Annotated in this window: 15 protein-coding genes; 7 read left to right on the top strand and 8 right to left on the bottom strand. The window is 73.2% G+C overall.

Annotated elements, in window-relative coordinates; translation table 11 throughout:
• Positions 1-135: 135 nt before the first annotated feature.
• Positions 136-783 carry a TetR family transcriptional regulator gene (locus AC27L3_RS23095; RefSeq protein WP_487235958.1) on the bottom strand — a complete coding sequence of 216 codons (648 nt, stop codon included), beginning with the start codon at positions 781-783 and terminating at the stop codon, positions 136-138.
• A gap of 262 nt (positions 784-1045) precedes the next feature.
• Between AC27L3_RS23095 and kbpA the strand changes: the two genes are divergently transcribed.
• Both kbpA and afsK read left to right on the top strand, forming a co-directional pair.
• On the top strand, positions 1046-1849 hold the full coding sequence (gene kbpA / locus AC27L3_RS23090) for an AfsK-binding protein KbpA (protein ID WP_487235957.1): 804 nt from the start codon (positions 1046-1048) through the stop codon (positions 1847-1849).
• 228 nt (positions 1850-2077) lie between these two features.
• Complete coding sequence (gene afsK / locus AC27L3_RS23085; protein WP_487235965.1) at positions 2078-4603, top strand: protein serine/threonine kinase AfsK; 2526 nt, start codon at positions 2078-2080, stop codon at positions 4601-4603.
• Positions 4604-4663: 60 nt separating this feature from the next.
• On the opposite strand, the gene AC27L3_RS23080 is transcribed toward afsK, so the two are convergent.
• From AC27L3_RS23080 to AC27L3_RS23070, 3 genes are read right to left on the bottom strand one after another with little or no spacing between them, the layout of a single operon-like run.
• Complete coding sequence (locus tag AC27L3_RS23080; protein ID WP_487235956.1) at positions 4664-5431, bottom strand: enoyl-CoA hydratase/isomerase family protein; 768 nt, start codon at positions 5429-5431, stop codon at positions 4664-4666.
• Positions 5428-5892, bottom strand: coding sequence for a Zn-ribbon domain-containing OB-fold protein (locus AC27L3_RS23075; RefSeq protein WP_487235955.1), 465 nt, complete (start codon positions 5890-5892; stop codon positions 5428-5430). The genes AC27L3_RS23080 and AC27L3_RS23075 overlap by 4 nt, the downstream gene beginning before the upstream one ends.
• A 4-nt stretch (positions 5893-5896) precedes the next feature.
• Entirely contained in the window at positions 5897-7048 is a 1152-nt protein-coding gene (locus tag AC27L3_RS23070; protein ID WP_344435080.1) for a lipid-transfer protein, read from the bottom strand.
• A 114-nt stretch (positions 7049-7162) separates the two neighbouring features.
• On the opposite strand from AC27L3_RS23070, the gene AC27L3_RS23065 reads away from it, so the two are divergent.
• Entirely contained in the window at positions 7163-8869 is a 1707-nt protein-coding gene (locus tag AC27L3_RS23065; RefSeq protein WP_487235954.1) for an AMP-binding protein, read from the top strand.
• A 61-nt stretch (positions 8870-8930) separates the two neighbouring features.
• Here the strand turns inward: AC27L3_RS23065 and AC27L3_RS23060 are convergent, their stop codons facing one another.
• The 3 genes from AC27L3_RS23060 to afsR all read right to left on the bottom strand — a co-directional run bounded on the left by AC27L3_RS23060 (position 8931) and on the right by afsR (position 13057).
• Entirely contained in the window at positions 8931-9176 is a 246-nt protein-coding gene (locus tag AC27L3_RS23060; protein WP_487235953.1) for a hypothetical protein, read from the bottom strand.
• Positions 9177-9546: 370 nt separating this feature from the next.
• Positions 9547-9828, bottom strand: a complete 282-nt coding sequence (locus tag AC27L3_RS23055) for a hypothetical protein (protein ID WP_487235952.1) — start codon at positions 9826-9828, stop codon at positions 9547-9549.
• Between the two features lie 298 nt (positions 9829-10126).
• Positions 10127-13057, bottom strand: coding sequence for an SARP-family global regulator AfsR (gene afsR, locus AC27L3_RS23050; RefSeq protein ID WP_487235951.1), 2931 nt, complete (start codon positions 13055-13057; stop codon positions 10127-10129).
• A gap of 155 nt (positions 13058-13212) precedes the next feature.
• On the opposite strand from afsR, the gene AC27L3_RS23045 reads away from it, so the two are divergent.
• From AC27L3_RS23045 to AC27L3_RS23030, 4 genes are all read left to right on the top strand, one after another.
• Positions 13213-14433 carry an amidohydrolase family protein gene (locus AC27L3_RS23045; protein ID WP_487235950.1) on the top strand — a complete coding sequence of 407 codons (1221 nt, stop codon included), beginning with the start codon at positions 13213-13215 and terminating at the stop codon, positions 14431-14433.
• Between the two features lie 145 nt (positions 14434-14578).
• Positions 14579-15709, top strand: coding sequence for an LLM class flavin-dependent oxidoreductase (locus tag AC27L3_RS23040; protein ID WP_487235949.1), 1131 nt, complete (start codon positions 14579-14581; stop codon positions 15707-15709).
• A 102-nt stretch (positions 15710-15811) separates the two neighbouring features.
• The gene (locus tag AC27L3_RS23035) at positions 15812-17629 is read left to right on the top strand and encodes an N-acyl-D-amino-acid deacylase family protein (protein WP_487235948.1); all 1818 of its coding nucleotides are present in this window, start codon (positions 15812-15814) and stop codon (positions 17627-17629) included.
• A gap of 130 nt (positions 17630-17759) precedes the next feature.
• Complete coding sequence (locus AC27L3_RS23030; protein WP_487235947.1) at positions 17760-19361, top strand: APC family permease; 1602 nt, start codon at positions 17760-17762, stop codon at positions 19359-19361.
• Here the strand turns inward: AC27L3_RS23030 and AC27L3_RS23025 are convergent.
• On the bottom strand, positions 19261-21288 hold the full coding sequence (locus AC27L3_RS23025; RefSeq protein ID WP_487235946.1) for a serine/threonine-protein kinase: 2028 nt from the start codon (positions 21286-21288) through the stop codon (positions 19261-19263). The genes AC27L3_RS23030 and AC27L3_RS23025 overlap by 101 nt on opposite strands.
• Positions 21289-21327: the final 39 nt, after the last annotated feature.

The raw sequence follows: 21327 nt of genomic DNA, 5'->3' as shown, positions 1-21327 counted from the left end.
CGGGGGGGGGGGGGGGGGGGGGGGGCCCCCCCCCCCCCCCCCCCGCCGCCGTGATGACAGGACGCGCAGGGGTGTTCGACCGTCCGCCGTACCAGGTGGCGGAGCGTTACTGCGGGACGTGCCGCCCGCGGGGCGTCACTTCGCCGGCTTTTTGCCAGTGACGCCGAGGTGCACCAGGAGTGCCAGGTTCGGCTTGAGCTCGGCCTGCTTGACGCCCCAGCTCTGGAAGCCCTTCTGGTGGGAGGCCACGGCGGCGAGCATCGCGACCAGCGAGCCGGCGACGGCGGCGGGGTTGACGTCCGCGTCCACCTTGCGCTTGGCCTGCAGCTCCTTGATCGAGTCGGTGAGGGAGTTGGTCACCGCGTTGAGGATCTTCATGCGGATCTTGTAGAACCGCTTGTCGCCCTCGGCGGCCCCGAGGTCGATGACGCGCAGGATCGCGTCGTGCCGGCGCCAGAAGCCGAGGAAGCCGTCGACCAGCTCCTCGGCGGCCTGCCACCCGGCCTTCCCGACCCAGCTGCGCCCGGCGACCAGCTCGGTCAGGCTCGCGCCCTCCTTGGCCATCTCCTCGGCGATCTCGAGGACGGCGCCCTCGACGTCGGGGAAGTACTGGTAGAAGGTCGCGGGCGAGGTACCGGCCCGGCGGGCGACATCGATGACCTTGACGTCGCGGTACGGCGACGAGCTGAGCATTTCACCGAGGCAGTCGAGCAACTTCTGCCGCGTCGCCTGCCCGCGGCGGCCGGCCACCCGGCCGTCGACGGTGCGTACTTGTCCTGTCATGCCGTCAGCTTACCGAGGGGTGATCGGAGCGCGATTCGGCCGCATGCAAATGGGGGCGGGGGTGCCAAGTGGGGTGAAAGTGCAGGTCAGGCGGGGTGTGCGGGGGTGAGGAGACAGTTGAAGCGGATTGGCCCGTACCGGTGAATTGTCCTATCAACACGCTGTGGACCCCCTCGTCCACAGCCCCTGCCGACCGGTTGTCCACAGGCCGCGCGGGATCCGTGATCCGGCTCTACGGTGGCACCAGGAGAGGAGCTGGGACATGAGCACAGCACCGGACGGATTCCCGGAAGGCACCCCGTGCTGGGCCGACGTCATGCTGGCCGACGTCGAGGCCGGCAAGCGCTTCTACGGCGAGATCTTCGGCTGGACCTTCGAGGACAGCGGCGGTGAGTACGGGCACTACACGCAGGCCTTCCACGACGGGAAGAACGTCGCCGCGCTCGCCCCCAAGCCGGACGGGCGCATGCCGACCGCCTGGTCCGTCTACTTCGCCTCGCCCGACGCCGCCGCCACCGGCGACCGGATCCGCGCCGCCGGCGGCCAGATCGTCATGGGGCCCATGACGGTCGGCCCCTTCGGCACGATGCTCATGGCCGCCGACCCCGGCGGGGCCGTCTTCGGCGTCTGGCAGGCGGCCGCCCACAAAGGCTTCGAGAAGCGCGGGGAGCCGGGCGCCTTCGGCTGGACGGAGGTGTGGACGTGGGACGCCGCGGCCGTGGACCCCTTCTACGAGTCGGTCTTCGGCTTCACCACGCACGACGTCAGCGAGGAGGCCGCGACCGACTTCGCGCTGTGGACGCCGACCGGGGCGCCCGGGACGCCCGACCGGGCGGTGGGCGGCCGGGTGGTCATGGACGACCGCTATCCGAGGGAGATGCCCGCCCACTTCCTCGTCTATTTCGTGGTCGACGACTGCGACGAGGTGGTGCGCCGGACGCTCGGCCTGCACGGGCGGGTGCGCCTGGAGACCCAGGACACCCCCTACGGCAGGTTCGCGGTGCTCGCCGACGATCAGGGAGCCGATTTCGCCGTCATCGACGTCTCCACTCCGGGACAGGAGTGACTACCGAGGAGTAAGAGGCAGGAGCGAAGAAGGCCCGCAGGGGTGGGGCGTCGCGGATGGCGGGATTTCGCCCCATATGACGGAGACACGGCGAAGCGTGCCCCGGGTTCGCAACCGGGGGCTTCGCCAGGAAGAATCAGGGTGCGTACCCCGGGATAATTTTCGCGGTGAGACGCTGCACGGGGCTCGAAAACCTTTCAAGCCCCACGGGGAGGTGGCAGGTCAGTGGTGGAGCAGCTTACGCAGCACGACCCGAGACGGATCGGCCCGTTCGAGGTGCTCGGCCGTCTCGGCGCCGGCGGCATGGGGCTGGTCTATCTCGCCCGCTCGGCGTCCGGCCGGCGCGTGGCGATCAAGACGGTGCGCACGGAGCTGGCGGAGGACCAGCTTTTCCGTGTCCGCTTCACCCGTGAGGTGGAAGCGGCCCGGGCGGTCAGCGGCTTCTACACCGCCGCCGTCGTCGACGCCGACCCCCGGGCGGCCGTGCCCTGGCTGGCCACCGCGTACGTTCCGGCCCCCTCGCTGGAGGAGATCGTCAACGAGTGCGGGCCCCTGCCGGCCCAGGCCGTGCGCTGGCTCGCCGCCGGCGTGGCCGAGGCCCTCCAGTCGATCCACGGGGCCGGCCTGGTCCACCGGGACCTCAAGCCCTCCAACGTGCTCGTCGTGGAGGACGGCCCCCGCGTCATCGACTTCGGCATCGCCTCCGGGGTCTCCAACACCCGGCTGACCATGACCAACGTCGCCGTCGGCACGCCCGCGTACATGTCGCCCGAGCAGGCGCGCGACTCCCGCAGCGTCACCGGCGCCAGCGACGTCTTCTCCCTCGGCTCCACTCTCGTCTTCGCCGCGACCGGACATGCCCCCTACCACGGCGCCAACCCCGTCGAAACGGTCTTCCAGCTGCTGCGCGAGGGCCCCGACCTCAGTGGGCTGCCGGACGAGCTGCGGCCCCTGATCGACTCCTGCATGCAGACCGCCGCGGAGAACCGGCCCAGCCCGGCCGACCTCCAGTCCCAGCTCGCCCCCCACCTGTTCGCCGCGAACGGGGACGACGACAGCGGTACGGCCTCCGCCTGGCTGCCGTCCAACGCCGTCACCCTGATCGAGCAGCGCCGGGCCGGGCACCGCCCCACCTCATCCGGCGCCGCGACGGGCGGCCGCAGCGGTGGCAATCGCTCCGCCGTGCCGCCCCGCCCGACCCGGCCGCCGGCCCCCGAGCCCGCCGCCGGGTACGAGCCCTCCGGTGCCCACGGCGGCACCGGCTGGGCCGCCGGCCGGCCGCCCGCCCAGGGTCCCGGCAGGGCCGGCACCCCCGACCCGCGCAGCGGCCTGAGCGGGCCGCACGGCCTCGGGAGCGGCCCCGCGGCCGCCTCCGGCCGGCACGCGGCCGCCCCGGCCCCCGCGCCCGACGGCGTCGTACGCCTGGCCGGATCCCAGGTGCCCATCGGGCCCGGGCTGCGCGTCGCCGACGCGCGCGAGCCGCACGCACTCGCCGGCACCGGCCAGGCCACCGGCTGGGTGCGCCCCCCGGCCGGCCTGCCCACGTCCGGCGCCCCGGCCCCCTCCCTGCCCGCGCAGGCCCCCGCCCCGGCCGCCGAGGCCGCCACCAACGGGCAGGCCGAGCCGGGGCGGTGGCGGCCCTGGCGGTTCCGCATGTCCAACGACGTGTGGGGCACGCCCGTGGTCGCCGGCGACCTGCTCTACGTCACCTCCTTCGAGGTGCACGCCCTGGACGTGGCCAGCGGACGGCGGCAGTTCAAGACCCGGGACGTCGCCTGGGCGATGGCCGTGACCGAGGGCCGCATACACGCTTCCGACGGCCCCACCCTGTACGCCCTGGACGCGGCCGACGGCGCCGAGCGCTGGCGGCTGGCCACCGACGGCTGGGTCTACTCCCTCAAGGCCGACCGCGGCACCGTCGTCACCGGCACCCGGGGCGGCGGCGTGCAGGCGTGGGAGGCGGCCAGCGGCGAGCTGCTGTGGGAGATGGGCGGAGCCCAGACCGACTTCGAGACCCCCGACTGCGGGCCGCAGATCCACGACGGCACGGTCTACGTGTGGGCCGACGCCCGGCTGCGCGCCCTGGAGGCCCGCACCGGCGCCGAGCGCTGGTCCTACCCCGTGGGCGACGCGGCGGCTTGCGGCGGTGTGCCCGTACGGCTGCTGTGCGCCCCCGACGGCGTCGTGTACGTGGCGGCCGGCACCCGGGTGCTCGCCATCGACGCGGCCCGCGGCGACGTGCGCTGGCGGTTCGAGGCACCGGCGGTCTTCCTCGGCCCGCCCGCCCACGCCCCCGGCTCCGCCGTCACCGGCGGCGGCGTGTACATCGCCGACTACCTCGGCACCGTCTACGCCCTCGACGCCGCCACCGGCCGCGACCGCTGGCGCATCGCCACCGAGGCCCGCCAGTCCACCGAGCCCGTGCTCGTCACGGGCGGGGCGGTGCACCTGGGCAGCGGCAGCGCGCTGTACACGCTGGACGCGGTCACCGGCACTCCGAAGTGGCGCTTCGCCGCCGGCGGCGAGATCGTCGGCACGCCCGTCGTCGCCGACGGCCGCGTGCACTTCGGCTCCGCCGACCACTGCCTGTACACGCTGGACGCCACGGGCGGCCAGCTGCGCTGGAAGCTGGCCACCGGCGGGGAGATCACGGGCTCGCCCGTGGCCGCCGGGGGAGTGGTGTACGCGTGCAGCAAGGACCGCTGCGTCTACGCGCTGGACGCGGCCAAGGGCACCGGCCAGACCAGACGCTGACGCCGCAGGCCCGCCCCGTAGGGGGCGGGGCTGTGCCGATCTGCGCCGCTATGGGGCGCCCTAGCGGAGCCGGTGGGTGCCGGTGCGGGATGCGAACCTGCGGGCCTGGGCGGCCGGGGGCAGGTTGCCCGGGCCGATCAGGTGGGGCGCCAAGGACAGGGCGTGCGCCCGGGTGGCCTCCTGGGCCGCCCACAGCGCCCGTACGGTGCCCTGCACCGGTTCGGTCGGGTACGAGGCGATGACCGCCGCCGCGCGCAGGGCCGCTGCCGTGGCCCCGCCCGGCGCGGTGACCTCCGTGACCAGCCCGGTCTCGTACGCCCGCCGGGCGGACAGGCGCTCGGCCGTGCCCATCAGTGCCATGCGCGCGGCCTCGCCGAAGGGCATGCGCTGCGCCATGTACACCGACTCGTAGGCGCTGACCATGCCGTAGGTGGTGTGCGGGTCGAAGAAGGAGGCGTTCTGCGAGGCGATGACGAATTCGGACTCGCCCAGCAAATAGAACGCTCCCCCGCAGGCCATCCCGCCGACCGCGGCCACCACCGGTTTCCACAGGTCGCAGGACTTCGGGCCGATCGAGCGCAGGGGATCGTCCACCGAGTAGGGCGAGGCCGGTTGCGGGACGTCGGCCGAGCGGTCGAAGCCGGTGCAGAAGGCCCGGTCGCCGGCGCCGGTGAGGACCACCGCCCGTACGGAGTCGTCGTACCGGAAGCCGTGCCAGGTGGCGGTCAGCTCCTCGGCCGTGGCCGGGTCGATGGCGTTGTGCCGCTCGGGGCGGTCCAGGGTGACGAGGGCGACGCCGTCCTCGCGCCGCTCGATGCGCAGGGTCATGAGTGCTCCAGCTGCCAGCGCGGCAGGTGCACCCCCGGGGCGATCTCCGCGAAGACCACCTTCACCGGTGCGCCGATGCGCAGCCGGGAGCGGTCGACGGAGCCGAGCGGGGCGGTGGGGGAGGCGACGAGGTTGCCGGCCAGCCGGATGCCGGGGGCGTCGCCGAGTTCGACGAGGACGACGTCGTACGGTGCGTGCTCGGCGTAGCCGGGCAGCAGGGGAGGGTGCGGCAGGACGTAGGACCAGATGCGCCCGCGCCCCGACATCCGGCGCCATTCGGCGGCGAAGGAGTGGCAGTGCGGGCAGCAGGGCCGGGGCGGGAAGCGCAGCCGGTGGCAGGCGGCGCAGGACTGGACGCGCAGTTCACCGCGCGCCGCGAACTCCCAGAACGGGCGCCCGTCGTCATCCGGCACGGGCAGCAGCAGGCCGTTGTCAGTGGTGCCCCTCATCATGGAGGACATGAGCTCAACTCCTGAGCAGCAGAGCCGATGTGGGGACGCCCTCGCCCGCCGTGACCAGGCAGGTCGCGGCGCCGGGCACCTGCGCGGTGGAGGTGCCGCGGAGTTGTCTGACGCCTTCGTTGATGAGGTTGAAGCCGTGGACGTACGCCTCGCTCAGGCCGCCCCCGCTGGTGTTCAGGGGCAGCCGGCCGCCGAGTTCGAGCGCACCGCCTTCGCCGAAGGCCGCGCCCTCGCCGCGTCCGCAGAAGCCATAGCCCTCCAGGGAGAGCGGGATCAGCACGGTGAACGCGTCGTAGATCTGGGCGACATGGACGTCCGCCGGGCCGAAGTCGGCGTTCTTCCACAACTGCCGGGCGGCAGTCCAGGACGGGCCGGCCAGGGGGTCGTCGGTCCAGTAGTTGACCATGCCGTGGTGCTGGGCGGGCAGTCCCTGGGCGGCGGCGTGCACGAGGACGGGGCGCCGGCGGCAGTCGCGGGCGCGTTCGGCGGAGACGACGACGCAGGCCAGGGCGCCGTCGGTCTCCAGGCAGTTGTCGAACAGGCAGAGGGGTTCACTGATCCAGCGCGAGGTCATGTACATCTCGCGGGTCAGCGGCCGGTCGTACATCACCGCGGCCGGGTTCTGGTTGGCGCGGTTGCGGCAGGCCAGGGCGACGTTGAAGAGGTGGTCGCGGGTGGCGCCGTACTCGTGGAGATACCGGCGGGCCAGCATGGCGATCTCGTCGACGGGCCGCAGTAGGCCGTAGGGCCGGGTCCACTGGGCCGGGGTCGGCAGCTGGTTGACGGTGTCGCGCCAGGGGCGCGGTCCCGAGCCGCGCTTGCGCGAGCGCCAGGCGACGCCGACGGTCGCCTGCCCGGTGGCGATGGCGGCGGCGAGGTGGGCGACGGTCGCGCACGAGCCGCCCCCTCCGTAGCCGACGCGGGAGAAGAAAGTGACGTCGCCGGCGCCGATGGCCTTGGCGATTTCGACCTCGTCGGTGTTCTCCATGGTGTAGGAGGCGAAGGCGTCGACCTGGGAAGGGGGAATGCCCGCGTCGTCCAGCGCGGCGAGGATGGCGCGGCAGGCCAGTGTTTTCTCGGATTCGGGGAGTTGTCGGGCGAAGGGGGTCTGACCAATGCCGACGATCGCGGTGGTGTCCTTGAGCGTTGCCGTCATCGCCACCTCCGTGCTGTCGATGCTGACAGCGCGGAAGGCTATCGCTAATCTGACGGACAGTCAGCTAGCGGTGAGCGGGGCGTACGGCCCCCGGCCGGCCGGGGAGGGCGTGCGATGCACGATGACCTGGGGACCGACGCGACACCGGACGCGATACCCGACGCGACACCTGAGACGATTCCCCGACTCGTCCGACGTGCAGCCGCGCGGTACGCCGCGCACGAGGCCGTCGTCGACGGCCGCACCCGGATCACCTACCGCGAGCTCGGCGAGCGGGTGCAGGAGGCGGCCGCCGCCTGCGTCGCCGCCGGGATCGGGCCGGGCGACCGGGTCGCCGTGTGGGCGCCGAACAGCCTGCGCTGGATCGTCTGCGCCCTCGGCGCGGTCTCGGCCGGCGCCGTGCTCGTCCCCGTCAACACCCGCTTCAAGGGCGCCGAAGCCGCCCGGGTGCTGGCGCGGACCCGGGCCCGGCTGCTCTTCGTCACCGGCACCTTCCTGGGCACCTCCTATGTGGCCGCCCTGCGCAGCGCGGCCGGCGAGCCGCCCGGCCCGGCCACCGCCGCCGGGCCACAGCGCCGCCATATCACCGAGGGCGGGCACGCGCCGGCGGACGCGCCGCTGCCCGGGCTGCCGCACCTGCGCGACGTGGTCGTCCTGGCCGGCACCGCACCGGCGGACCTGCGCACCTGGCGGGAGTTCCTCGCCGCCGGGCACACTGTGCCCGCCGCCGTCGTACGGGCCCGGGCCGACGCCGTCGGGGCCGGCGCGCCCTCGGACATCCTGTTCACCTCGGGCACCACGGGCGAGCCCAAGGGCGCCGTCATCACGCACGGGCAGACGCTGCGCACGTTCGCCGCCTGGAGCGAGCTGGCCGGGCTGCGGGAAGGAGACCGCTACCTCATCGTCAACCCGTTCTTCCACACCTTCGGCTACAAGGCGGGGGTCATCGCCTGCCTGATGCGCGGCGCGACCATGGTGCCGCATCCGGTCTTCTCCCCGGAGGCGGTGCTGGCCGCCGTCGCGGCCGAGCGCGTCACCGTGCTGCCCGGTCCGCCGACGGTCCTGCAGACGCTGCTGGACCACCCGGCGCGCGGCGCCTACGACCTGTCGTCCCTGCGGGTGGTGGTGACGGGCGCCGCCGTGGTGCCCCGGCGCCTGGTCGAGCGGCTCCACGACGAGCTGGGCGTGGACACCGTGCTCACCGCCTACGGCATGAGCGAGGCCACGGGCGTGGTCACCATGTGCCGGCGCGGCGATCCGGTGGAGGTCGTCGCCGGGACGTCCGGCCGGCCCCTGCCGGGCACCGAGGTCAAGGTGACCGGTGCCGACGGGCGGAGCCTGCCGCACGGCCGGGCGGGGGAGATCCTCGTGCGCGGGCCCCAGGTGATGTCCGGCTACTTCGAGGACCCCGCGGCCACCGCCCGCGCGGTCGACGGCGACGGCTGGCTGCACACCGGTGACGTGGGCGTCCTGGATGCCGGCGGCAACCTCCGGGTCACCGACCGGGTGACGGACATGTTCATCGTCGGCGGCTTCAACGCCTATCCCGCCGAGATCGAGCAGGTGCTGGCCCGGCACCCGGGCATCGCCGACGTCGCCGTCGTCGGCGTGCCGGACGCGCGGCTGGGCGAGGTCGGCAAGGCCTTCGCCGTGCGCCGCCCGGGCGTGCCCGAGCCGGTCACCGCGGAGGCGCTGATCGCCTGGGCGCGGCGGGAGATGGCGAACTACAAGGTGCCGCGCGATGTGGAGTTCGTGCCGGAGCTGCCGCGCAACGCCTCCGGCAAGGTGCTCAAGAGCGCCCTGCGCGAGCGGGCACGATGACGCCCGCCGCCCGTGGCGGGCGGCGGGCTCGTCGTACAGCGGCGGTCGGCTGCCGCGGCGGTTACTGCGGCGGCAGGTTGGCGTGGTCGTCCGCGCCGCCCATCGCGTGGTCGTCGGCGCCACCCATGGCGTGGTCGTCGGGGGCGACGGGCGCTGCGGAGGTGCTCGTCCGCGCCTGCCCTGCGCTGTGGTCGACGGCGGCGGCCGGCACCGTGGCGAGGACCGCCGCGGCAGCGGCGAGGCCGAGCACGGCCAGGCCCTTCCTGCCGTGCGTCAGGGTGCGGATGGTCTTGGGGGTGCGGTGCATCGGCCTCTCCTCTGTCCGGGGGTCGCGCTGTGGTGCGTACACGTGTGGGTCGGTTGTCGGTGCGTCGGTCTGTCTCACGCCACTGTGCGCGGCGCCGCTGTGCCGGGCGCCCGCTGTGCGTGAAGCGGCCGCAGGGGCCGGCGCCGACGGCTCCCCCTCCCTGCCGCCGACGCAGGCCCCTGCGGTGTTCCCCTTACCGTTCACCGGTTGCCGGTTCTTCCTGCCGGCCGGCCCGCGGGTCCCCCGTGTTCCCCCGTGGATCCCCCCGTCGATCCCACCGGCCGGCCTGCAGGAATCCCCTGCTCCCGGGTCGTACAGGCTGCTTCCGGCCCCCCGACCGGAAGCAGCCCCGCTCTGTGCCGCTCTCAGGTCAGAAGGGCTTCTCCGACCCCGCGTGGTCGTCCATGAGCTTGAAGGCCGGCGGGCTGCCCGCGTGGTCGTCCATGAGCTTCAGGGCGGGCGGGCTGCCCGCGTGGTCGTCCGCCATGGTGAACGCGCGGGTGCCGCCCGCGTGGTCGTCCTGCGGCGTCTCCCCCGTGGACGCCGCGGACGCCGTGGCGGCCTGCGCGGCGGTGCTGATCGGTGCGCCCGTTGCCTGGTCGTCCAGCGGCGTTGCCGCTACGGGCGCCTTGCGTACGTTGTCGTCGCTCATCTTCATCTACTCCGTGCAGTGCGAGTCGTTACGGGCTCTGGGGAGGTTGTGCGGACCCGCCCGGCGACTCCCCCGAGAACCGCCGGACGGGCATCTTCAGGGTTGTGACGCCCTGAGGTGAGGCCTCACCCACGACCCGCCTGCCCCCCGACGCGACGGATCGACATCCCTTAGATTGACGCGTCACGATAAACGATCGATGAACGGGCACGTCCAGGGCTTTTCGCAGCCGTCCGCCGGCCCTCGGGCGGTCGTCCGGCAGCCCTCCGCCGGCCCTCCCGCAGCCTTCCCCGCGGGTCTATGCCGCCGCCACGACCGCCAGCAGCCCGCGCACCTCGGCCGCCTCCGGGGCGTCCAGGCGCTCGAAGGCGGCCAGCGCCTCCGTCCAGCACGCGTGGGCGCGGCCGGGCTGTCCCAGCCGGTCCAGGCAGCGTCCCAGCACCGTCAGCACGTTGCCGCGCCGCCAGTCGCCGCCTATGCCGCGCAGCTGGGCCAGGGCCTGTTCGGCCTGGGCCGCCCCCTGGGCGGGCTTGCCGGCGGCCAGGTAGATCTCGGCCGTGCGGAACAGCGTGAGGCCCACCCACAGCCGCTGCCGGTTGTCGCGGAAGACGGTCAGCGCCTCGTTGAGGCGGTCCAGCGCCTCCTGGTGCCGTCCGACGTGGGTGAGGGCCAGCCCGTACGCGTACAGGCCGTTGGCCAGCCGCCAGGAGACGTTGACCTCGCGGTAGATGGCGAGCGCCTGTTCGGCCAGGCGCACCGCGGACTGCACGCGCCCGGTGTCCTGGTGGACGCGGGAGAGGTTGCTCAGGGCGCTGGCCTCGCCGGGCCGGTTGCCGTCGGCGCGGAAGGCGGCGAGCGCCTCGCTGATGTGCGCCTCGGCGTCCTCGTGACGGTGCTGGTAGATGGCGGTGATGCCGCGGTTGTTGGAGGCGTAGCAGCAGGGGATGGGGTCGTTGTTCGAGCGGCCCAGCAGGACGGCGCGCCGGGCCTCCTCCTCGGCCGGGTCGAACTGGCCGGACCAGTTGAGCACGTGGGTGAGGACGGTGCGGGCCCGTCCCTCGGCGCGGCTGTCGCCTGCGGCGCGGGTGGCGGCCAGCAGGGCCCTGGCGGCCTGTTCGTACTGCCGGGAGTCGGCGCCGGACTCGGCCAGGTCCTTGGCGGCCAGCAGCAGGTCGACGGCGCGGCGCAGGGTCTCGCCGCCGCTGTGCGCGTGCTGGCGCGCGCAGGCCAGCAGGCAGCCGGCCTCCGAGAAGAGCCAGTCGGTGGCGGCGCTGCGGTCGCTGAAGGACAGCCCCGGGTGGGTGGTCGGCGTCAGGTGGCTCAGCAGGCGGTCGCCGGGGCGTTCGAGGACGTACACGCCGGCGGCGGTGGCCAGGTAGAAGTCGAGCAGGCGGGAGAGGGCGGCGGCCCGCTCGGCCGGCGGCTGCTCGTCGCGCTCGGCGCAGGAGCGCGCGTAGAGGCGGACGAGGTCGTGGAAGCGGTAGCGGCCGGGGGCGGCGGACTCCAGCAGGGAGGTGTCGACGAGGGACTCCAGGAGCTCCTCGGTCTCCTCGTGGCCGAGGTCGAGCACGGCGGCCGCGGCGGCCAGCGAGATGTCGGGCCCGTCGGCGAGGCCGAGCAGGCGGAAGGCGCGGGCCTGGGCGGGTTCGAGCTGGCCGTAGCCGAGCTCGAAGGTGGCCTTGACGGCGAGGTCGCCGGCGCGCAGCTCGTCCAGGCGGCGGCGTTCGTCGGCGAGCTTGCGGGCGAGGACGGAGACGGTCCAGGTGCGCCGGGCGGCGAGCCGGGAGGCGGCGATGCGGATGGCCAGGGGCAGGAAGCCGCAGGCGGCCACGACGTCCATGGCGGCGTCGCGCTCGGACTCCACGCGCTCGGCGCCGACGATGCGGGTGAAGAGCACGAGCGCCTCGTCGGGGCTCATCACGTCGAGGTCGACCAGGTGGGCGCCGGCGAGGTCGACCATGCGGCTGCGGCTGGTGACGAGGGCGGCGCAGCCCTCGTTGCCGGGCAGCAGCGGGCGTACCTGGGCGGCGTCGCGGGCGTTGTCGAGCAGGGTGAGCACGCGGCGGCCGTCGAGGGTGGAGCGGAAGAGGGCGGCGCGCTCGTCGACGCCCTCCGGGATCGCGGAGTCGGGGATGCCGAGGGCGCGCAGGAAGGAGCCCAGCACCGCCTCGGGCTCGGCCGGCACGGGGCCGGTGCCCTGCAGGTCGACGTACAGCTGGCCGTCGGGGAAGTGGTTGCGGGCCGCGTGGGCGACGTGCACGGCCAGCGTCGTCTTGCCCACGCCGCCGATGCCGGCGACGGCGGAGACGGCCATGATGCTGCCGTCGGCCGTGGCCAGCTGGTCGCTGAGCTCGTCGACGAACGAGGTGCGGCCGGTGAAGTCGGGCACGGTCGCGGGCAGCTGTGCGGGCCGGACGAAGGCGGGCCCGGCGCCGGTGCGGTCGCCGGTCAGTTGCACGTTCAGGGCGCTGTCGGCGGTGAGGATGCGCTGCTGGAGCTCGGAGAGCTCCTGGCAGGGGTCCACGCCCAGCTCGTCGGCCAGCAGGCGGCGGGTGTCGGCGTAGACGGCGAGGGCCTCGGCCTGGCGGCCGCTGCGGTACAGGGCGAGCATCAGCAGCTCGCGCAGCCGCTCGCGCAGCGGGTGGGCGGCGGTCAGGGCGGTGAGCTCGGAGACGGCGTCGGCGTGCCCGCCGACTTCGAGGTCGAGGTCGAGGCGGGTCTCCAGCAGCGTCAGCCGCCACTCCTCCAGGCGGGCGCGCTGGGTCTCGGCGTACGGGCCGGCCAGGCCGGCCAGCGGTTCGCCGTCCCACAGGGCGAGGGCCTGGTTGATCAGGTCGCGGGCGCGGGAGCGCTCGCCGTTGCCGCGGGCCTTGTCGGCCTCGGCGGCCAGCCGTTCGGCCCGGTCGATGTCCAGCCCGCCGGGCCGGACCCGTATCGCGTAGCCGCCGGCCTCGCTGACCAGGGCGTCCGCGTCGGGGCCGAAGGCCTTGCGCAGCCGGGAGGCGTAGGTGCGCAGCGCGGCGAGGGCGGCGTGCGGGGGCTCCTCGCCCCACAGGGCGTCGACGAGCTCGGGCGCGGTGGCGGTGCGGCCGCCGCGCAGCAGCAGCGCGGCCAGCAGCGCGCGCTGCTGGGGTGACCCGGTGTGGAGCGGCTCCTCGCCGCGCCAGGCGCGGACGGGGCCGAGCACGGTGAAGCGCAGCTGCTGCCCGTGCCCTGTGTCGCCGGCCATCGTGACCCCCTGCCTGTCCTGCTCGGTCGCACCGGACAGTCTGCCTTGTTCCGCGGCTCGGCGTCAGAAGGCGTCCGGCCCTCTGCACACGGCCCGCCGTGGACCGGAGCACCGGGTTACTGACGGTTCGTCAGATCAGCGCTAACGTGACGGCCATGGCGAGCTTCCCCAAGATAATCTCGGTGGACGACCATGTGGTCGAGCCCCCCGACGTCTGGCGGGACCGGCTACCGGCGAAATTCCGTGACGCCGGGCCGCGCGTCGTCAGGGCGCCGGTCGAGGGGATGACCTTCCGCGGCGGCCGGTTCACGCCCGTGATGGGCGCGCCGGGCGGCCAGGGGCCGCCGGCGGACTGGTGGGTCTATGAGGATTTGTGCCGTCCTTTGACGCGGCTGGATTCCGCCGTCGGATGCTCCAGGGACGAGGTGAAGCTGGAGGGGATCACCTACGAGGACATGCGGCCGGGCTCGTACGCCGTCGCCGACCGGCTGGCCGACATGGACGCGAATCATGTCCAGTCCTCGCTGTGCTTCCCCACCTTCCCGCGCTTTTGCGGCCAGACCTTCGCCGAGGCCGCCGACCGCGAGCTGGCGCTCGCGTGCGTGCGCGCCTACAACGACTGGATGGTCGAGGAGTGGTGCGGCCCCGCGGCCGCCGGCCGGCTGATCCCGCTGACGCTCGTCCCCCTGTGGGACGCGGAGCTCGCCGCCGAGGAGGTGCGGCGCAACGCCGCCCGCGGCGTGCGGGCCGTGTGCTTCTCCGAGATACCGCCGCACCTGGGCCTGCCGTCCGTCCACGGCGACGGCTGGGACCCCTTCCTGCGCGCCTGCGACGAGACCGGCACGGTCGTCGCCATGCACATCGGCTCCTCCTCGCGCATGCCCTCCACCTCCGCCGACGCCCCGCCGGCCGTCGGCTCGGCGCTCACCTTCGCCAACTGCTGCTTCTCGCTGGTCGACTGGCTGATGTCCGGGAAGTTCGACCGCTTCCCGGCCTTGCGCGTCATGTACGCCGAGGGGCAGATCGGGTGGATCCCCTACATCCTGGAGCGGGCGGACACCGTCTGGGAGGAGAACCGGGGCTGGGGCGGGGTCGCGGGGAAGGTGCTCACCCCGCCGTCCGAGCAGTTCGCCCGGCACGTGTACGGCTGCTTCTTCGACGACGCCTTCGGGCTGCGCAACCTCGCCGCGATCGGCGAGGCCAACGTCCTGTACGAGACCGACTACCCGCACTCCGACTCCACCTGGCCGCGCTCCCGCGCGGTGGCCGAGGAGCAGATGGCGCACCTGCCGCGGGAGACGGCCGAGCGCCTGGTGCGGGGCAACGCGATCGAGCTGCTGGGGCTGACCCCCGAGGGGCTGTGGGCCGGGGGCTGAGGGGCGGCCCCGGTCACCCTTGACGGTCGATGTGACCGGTGCCACAGTCGGGGCGCATCTGACGGCATGTCAGGCGTGTCACATCGGGTGCGTCCGGCACGTCACATACGTAGACAGGGAAACCTGAAGACAGGCGGTGACCTCCGTGGAATTCGGGATCTTCGTGCAGGGCTACGTACCCGCGAGCCGCTCGCGCACCGACCCGCAGGCCGAGCACCACGCGCTGATGGAAGAGACCGAATACGTCGTCCAGGCGGACAGGTCGGGCTTCAAGTACGCCTGGGCGTCCGAGCACCACTTCCTCGACGAGTACTCCCACCTCTCCGCCAACGACGTCTTCCTCGGCTACCTCGCCCACGCCACCGAGCGCATCCACCTCGGCTCCGGCATCTTCAACCCCCTCCCGCAGGTCAACCACCCCGCCAAGGTCGCCGAGAAGGCCGCCATGCTCGACCACCTCTCCGGCGGCCGCTTCGAGTTCGGCACCGGCCGCGGCGCGGGCAGCCACGAGATCCTCGGCTTCCTGCCGGGCGTCACCGACATGGACGTCACCAAGGAGATCTGGGAGGAGACCGTCGCCGAGTTCCCCCGGATGTGGCGCGATGGGGAGTACGAGGGCTTCACGGGCCGGCACTGGTCCCTGCCGCCCCGCAAGGTGCTGCCCAAGCCGTACGGGCCCGCCCACCCGGCCATGTGGTACGCCGCCGGCTCCCCCTCCTCGTACGCCATGGCCGCCCGCAAGGGCCTGGGCGTGCTCGGCTTCAGCGTGCAGAAGGTCGCCGACATGGAGTGGGTCGTCGACTCCTACAAGAACGCCATAGCCGAGGCCCGCCCGGTCGGCGACTTCGTCAACGACAACGTCATGGTCACCACCACGGCCATCTGCGCCGAGACACACGCCAAAGCCGTCGAGATCGCGGTCGGCGGCGGGCTGAACTACCTGCAGTCGCTGCTCTTCCGCTACCACGACACCTTCCCCCGCCCCGAGGGCATCCCCCGCTGGCCCGAGCTGCTGCCCGAGTACAGCGCCGAGATCATCGAACTGCTCATCGCCGAGGAACTGATGATCTGCGGCGACCCCGACGAGGTCTTCCGCCAGTGCAAGCGCTGGGAACAGGCCGGCGCCGACCAGCTCGCCTTCGGGCTGCCCATCGGCATCCCGTACGAGGACACGATGACCACGATCCGGCTCATCGGCGAGCACGTGATCCCAAAGATCGACACCGACCCGGTCCACCGCACCACCCGCTACCGCCGGGCCGCCGCCGGCGCCTGACGCCCGGCGCCGCACACGCCGGGGCGGCGCCTCCCGGGCCGCCGCCCCGGTCCCCACCGGAAGTGCCCTTCACCGCTCGACGCCGAGTGAGAGGACCCGACCGTGCTGGACCACCTCATCCGCCGCGCCACCGTCGTCGACGGCACCGGAACCGGCGCCTACACCGCGGACGTCGGCCTGAAGGACGGGCGCATAGCCCTGGTCCGGCGCGGCCCGGCCGCCGTGATGGCCGGCGGACGGGTGGGCGAACGCGCGCGCACCGAGGAGGACGCGGACGGGCTCGTCCTCGCACCCGGCTTCGTCGACCCGCACACCCACTACGACGCCCAGCTCTTCTGGGACCCCTGCGCGACCCCCTCCATGAGCCACGGCGTCACCACCGTCGTCGGCGGCAACTGCGGCTTCACCCTCGCGCCGCTGCACCCCGGCCGCCCCGCCGACGCCGACTACACGCGGCGGATGATGAGCAAGGTCGAAGGCATGTCGCTGGCCGCCCTGGAGGAAGGCGCGCCCTGGAACTGGTCCTCCTTCGCCGACTACCTCGACGCCCTCGAAGGCCGCATCGCCGTCAACGCCGGCTTCATGGTGGGCCACTGCGCCCTGCGGCGGTACGCCATGGGCCCCGACGCCGTCGGCGGCACACCCGACGACGGCCAGCTGCAGCGGATGCTCACCCTCCTGCACGAGGCGATGGACGCCGGAGCCTGGGGGCTGTCCACCACGCGCTCGCCCACCCACTCCGACGGCGACGGCCGCCCCGTCCCCTCCCGGCACGCCGGCCCCGGCGAACTGCTCGCCCTCGCCCGCGCCGTCGGTGCGCACGAGGGCACCCAGCTGGAGGCCATCGTCGCCGGCTGCCTCGACCGCTTCAGCGAGGAGGAGAGCCGGCTCCTGGTGGCGCTGACGGCCGCCGCCGGCCGCCCCCTGAACTGGAACGTGCTCACCATCGACTCCGCCGAACCCGGACGCGTGCCCCACCAGCTCGCCACCGCCGCCCGCGCCCGCGCCGCCGGCGGCCGCATCGTCGCCCTCACCATGCCCGTCCTCGCCCCCATGAACATGTCGCTGGGCAGCTACTGCGCCCTGAACCTGCTGCCCGGCTGGGGCGACATCCTCGCCCTGCCGGTGCCCGAGCGCATCGACCGGCTGCGCGACCCCGTCGTACGCGCCGCCATGCTGCGCGGCGCCGCAAGCCCGCAGGCCGGCTCCCTGCGCCGGCTCACCGACTTCGCCCGCTACGTCATCGGCGACACCTACACCAAGGAGAACGACGGGCTCACCGGCCGCACGGTCGCCGACATCGCCGCCGAACGCGGCAGCGACCCGTTCGCCACCCTCGTCGAGATCTGCGCCGCCGACGACCTGCGCACCGTCCTGTGGCCGATGCCCACCGACAACGACCCCGCCAGCTGGGAACTGCGCCGCGAGGCGTGGGAGCACGAGGACGTCCTCCTCGGCGGCTCGGACGCCGGCGCCCACCTGGACCGCATGTGCGGCGCCCCCTACCCCACCCGCTTCCTCGGCGACTGCCTGCGCGGGCGGCGGCTCGTGCCGCTGGAGCGGGCGGTACGGATGCTGAGCGAGGAGCCGGCGCGGCTGTTCGGGCTGCGCGAGCGCGGCCGCATCGCCGAGGGCTGGTGGGCCGACCTGGTGCTCTTCGACCCCGAGCGCATCGACGCCGCCCCGGCGGCGCTCGTACGGGACCTGCCCGGCGACGGGGCGCGCCTGGACTCCCGGGCCGTGGGCGTGGTGAGCGTGCGCGTGAACGGCGTCGAGACGGTACGCCACGACGTGGTCACCGGCGCGGTGCCGGGCCGGCTGCTGCGCTCGGGCCGGGACACGGAGACGGTGGGGACGGCGGGCACGGCAGGGTCGACGGGATCGACGGGATCGGCGGGGGCGGCGACGGGAAAATTTTGAACCGGGGCAAAAGGGATGCCGCTGCGATTCCCGTACCGCCCGGGCGGGCCGCTGACCTCCGGCGTTACCGGCCGTAAGGCGGGAATCGGCCCATCCGGTTGCGGAAACAGCAGCACCTAACGTCCTCGCCATGGTTCAGGTGGCTCCGCGGCCGAGGGCCGCCGACGCAGGACACGTGCGCGCCAAAGGGCTCGGCGGCAATTCCGTCGGTCTGCTGGGCAGCGCCGTCATCGGGATCTCCACCGTCGCACCCGTCTACTGCCTGACCTCCACCCTCGGCCCCACCGCCGGGCAGGTCGGGGTGCGCATGCCCGCCGTCTTCCTCGCAGGCTTCCTGCCGATGCTGCTCGTCGCCTTCGCCTACCGGGAGCTCAACCGCTCCCTGCCCGACTGCGGCACCTCCTTCACCTGGACCGTACGGGCCTTCGGGCCGCGCACCGGCTGGCTGTGCGGCTGGGGCCTGGTCGTCGCCACCATCATCGTGCTGTCCAACCTCGCCGGCGTGGCGACCTCCTTCCTCTATCTGCTCCTCGGCGAACTCACCGGCAGCGACGCCGTCGCCGCCCTCGACGACGACCGCCCCGTGCACGTCGCCACCTGCCTCGCCCTCATCGCCGCCGCCACCGCCGTCAGCTACCGCGGCATGACCGCCACAAAGGGCGTGCAGTACGCCCTGGTCGCCCTGCAACTCGCCGTCCTGGCCCTCTTCGTGGTCATGGCCGTCTCCAAGGCCCGCACCGGCGCCCTGCCCGGTGCCATCGGTTTCTCCTGGACCTGGCTGAACCCCTTCGGCGTCGGATCCTTCGGCGCCTTCACGGCCGGACTGTCCCTGTCGATCTTCATGTACTGGGGCTGGGACGCCTGCCTGACCGTGAACGAGGAGACCGAGGGCAGCGCCGCCACCCCCGGCCGGGCCGCCCTGCTCGCCATGGCCACCCTCGTCGGCTCGTACCTGCTCACCGCCGTCGCCACGCAGATGTTCGCCGGCGTGGGCGAACAGGGCACCGGCCTGGGCAACCCCGAGACCGCCGGCAACGTCTTCGCCGCCCTCGCCGGCCCCGTCATGGGCAACGCCACGGGCAGCCTGCTCTACGTCGCCGTCCTGGCCTCGGCCGCAGCGAGCCTGCAGACCACCTTCCTGCCCGTGGCCCGCACCGTCCTGGCGATGAGCACCTACCGCGCCCTGCCGCCGTCCTTCGCCCGCGTCCACCCGCGCTTCAAGTCCCCCGGCCGCGCCACGATCGCGGCCGGCGCGGCCACCGGCGTCTTCTGCGCCGTCATGAGCTGGCTCAGCCGCAACGTACTGATCGACACGGTCTACGCCCTGGGCCTCATGATCTGCTTCTACTACTCGCTCACGGCGTTCGCGTGCGCGTGGTACTTCCGCGCGGAGCTGAGGAATTCGGTGCGGGATGCGTGTTTCAAGGGCGTCTTGCCGCTAATAGGTGGCGCGTTGCTCGTAGCCGTCTTCTGTAAGACCCTTCACGACATGTGGGACCCCGCCTACGGCAGTGGCAGTTCGGTGCTCGGGGTCGGGTCGGTCTTCGTCATCGGTGTCGGGCTGTTGCTGCTGGGCGTGGTGCTGATGCTGGTGATGCAGCGCCGCAGCCCGGAGTTCTTCCGCGGGGAGGTCATCGCGGTCGATCGGAGTCGTCCAGGAGCCACCGGGCCAGTCCGGACAAGAAGCGGCGACGGCGAGGACGGGTCGGGAGCTCGCTCAACGCCTTCTTGACCTTTTGGGTGAAGAAGGCGTCGGGGGAGAGGTCCCGGGTGGCGACGGCCAGGAGGGTGGTCAGCACGGCATGGGTCTGGGGGCGGTCACCTGTCGCTGCAAGGATCTCGGCGTACGTCTTGCGGATTTGGAGACTGATGGGCGCATCGGTGCCGAAGACAGCCGAGGAATCGGCAACAACCTCCGTCAACTGCTGCAAACCCTTGGCCTGATCAACGGTGGCTGTGGCGACGACTGCCTCCAGCGCACGTGAAACCAGCGTAAAGGGAGCATCCTGACCCATCACGCGCAGGAAGTCGGGGGTCAGAAGCCTGAGCCGGTCCAAGGATCCGGAGAGATCACGCTCCACGAGGCAGTAGGCACCCGCGAGTCGGCAGATGAGCGTGGTCGGTGCATCGGGGCCCAGAGCGTCACTGCAGTCGCGAGTCGCTGCATCGGTCAGGGCGACGGCGCGCTCGTGCTCACCGGCTTCGAAGGTCGACATGGCGTGCATGGCCCGGACCTCGAAGGTCAGGACGTGGTGGTCGCCGAGGGCCCGTGCGCAATGGGTCATCAAACCAGCACGCGCGTCGCGGGCCTCCGCCTCGTCACCGCGTGAGGAGATGGCGTTGCTCTGGATGAGCTTCGCATCGAGAGTCTCCAGAGCGTCGGGTCCCAGCACGGACGTGCAGTCGGCGATGAGGGGCGGGCACAGGACCAGGGCCTCGTGCGACCTCAGCGAATCGTCTGTCCGGCGGGCGTGTTCAACCCGTGCCGCCAACGTCAGCCGGTGTTCGTTCCCCAGCGCCGAGCGGCACCGGTGGACGAGCCGCTCGGCCGCGGTGCGTGCCTCGTCGAGATACCCCGCCTCGCCCGTGAAGTACGCCAGGCGCAGCCGCGCAGTGAGCGTGCAGGGGTGATCCGGTCCCAGCGCACGGGTGCAGTCGGAGACGACTCCCCGCAGGAGGGTGCGTGCGCGGCCCGCGCGGCCCGCGTTCCCCACGGTCTCGGCCTCCTGCAGTCGTTGCCGCAGGACGCCTTCCGGGGAGTCGGCCGTGACGAGCAGGGCCGTCCAGCCCGGCTCCCTGATCGTCTTTTCCAGCGCAGCCAGCCGCTCCCGCACCACGGCGGCGTTGTGCGGCCGCTGCGTGGGGTCCTTCGCCAGAAGGTCCAGGACCAGCCGGTCCGCCTCCGGCGGGAGGCCGGGCCGGCAGGCGCTGGGGGCCGGGGGTGGCTGGTGGACGTGGGCGTGGAGCAGCGCGGCAGGGTCGGCGCCCGGTGCGCTGAAGGGCGGGCGGCCGGTCAGGAGCTCGTGCAGGACGCACCCCAGCGAGTACAGGTCCGAGCGTGCATCGACGGGAGCCAGCGTGATGCGCTCGGGCGCCATGTAGCCCACTGATCCCAGTATTTGGCCGGGCAGTGTGAGGTCCAGCTGCAGCTGACTGCTCTTGGCGATGCCGAAGTCGAGCACTTTCAGCCTGTCCGTGTTCTCGTCGACCATGACGTTGGGGGGCTTGATGTCCCGGTGGATCACTCCCGCCCCGTGTGCGGCGTGCAGTGCCTCGCAGATCTGGGACGCCCAGGCGAGGGACCTGGTCACGGACGGCGGCCCCTGGGCGAGGATGTGCGACAGCGACCGTCCCGGCAGGAGTTCCATCACGAGGAAGTCCTGGTGGCTGCCGTTGTGCCGGGTCCTGCCGAAGTCGTACACCGTGACGATGTGGGCATGGGACAGGCCGCCCGCCGTCACGGCCTCCTGCCAGAACCGGGCCGCGGCCCGGCTCGGGTCGGTGCCGCCGCCCTCGTCCGGCGCCAGTACCTTGATCGCCACGTGGCGCAGCATGCGTTCGTCGAAGGCCTTCCACACCTCGCCGAAGCCGCCGCGGCCGAGGGCGCCGACGAGGCGGTAGCGCCCGTCCAGTACGTCCCCCGCTTCCATCGCCCCCATGGCTGGAAAGTACCGGTGACCCCCGGGTAGAGGAACAGG

The sequence above is a fragment of the Streptomyces sp. PKA51 genome, assembly GCF_057552455.1.
The sequence above is the reverse complement of the archived record's forward strand: the minus strand, read 5'-3'. Positions and strand labels throughout refer to the sequence as shown.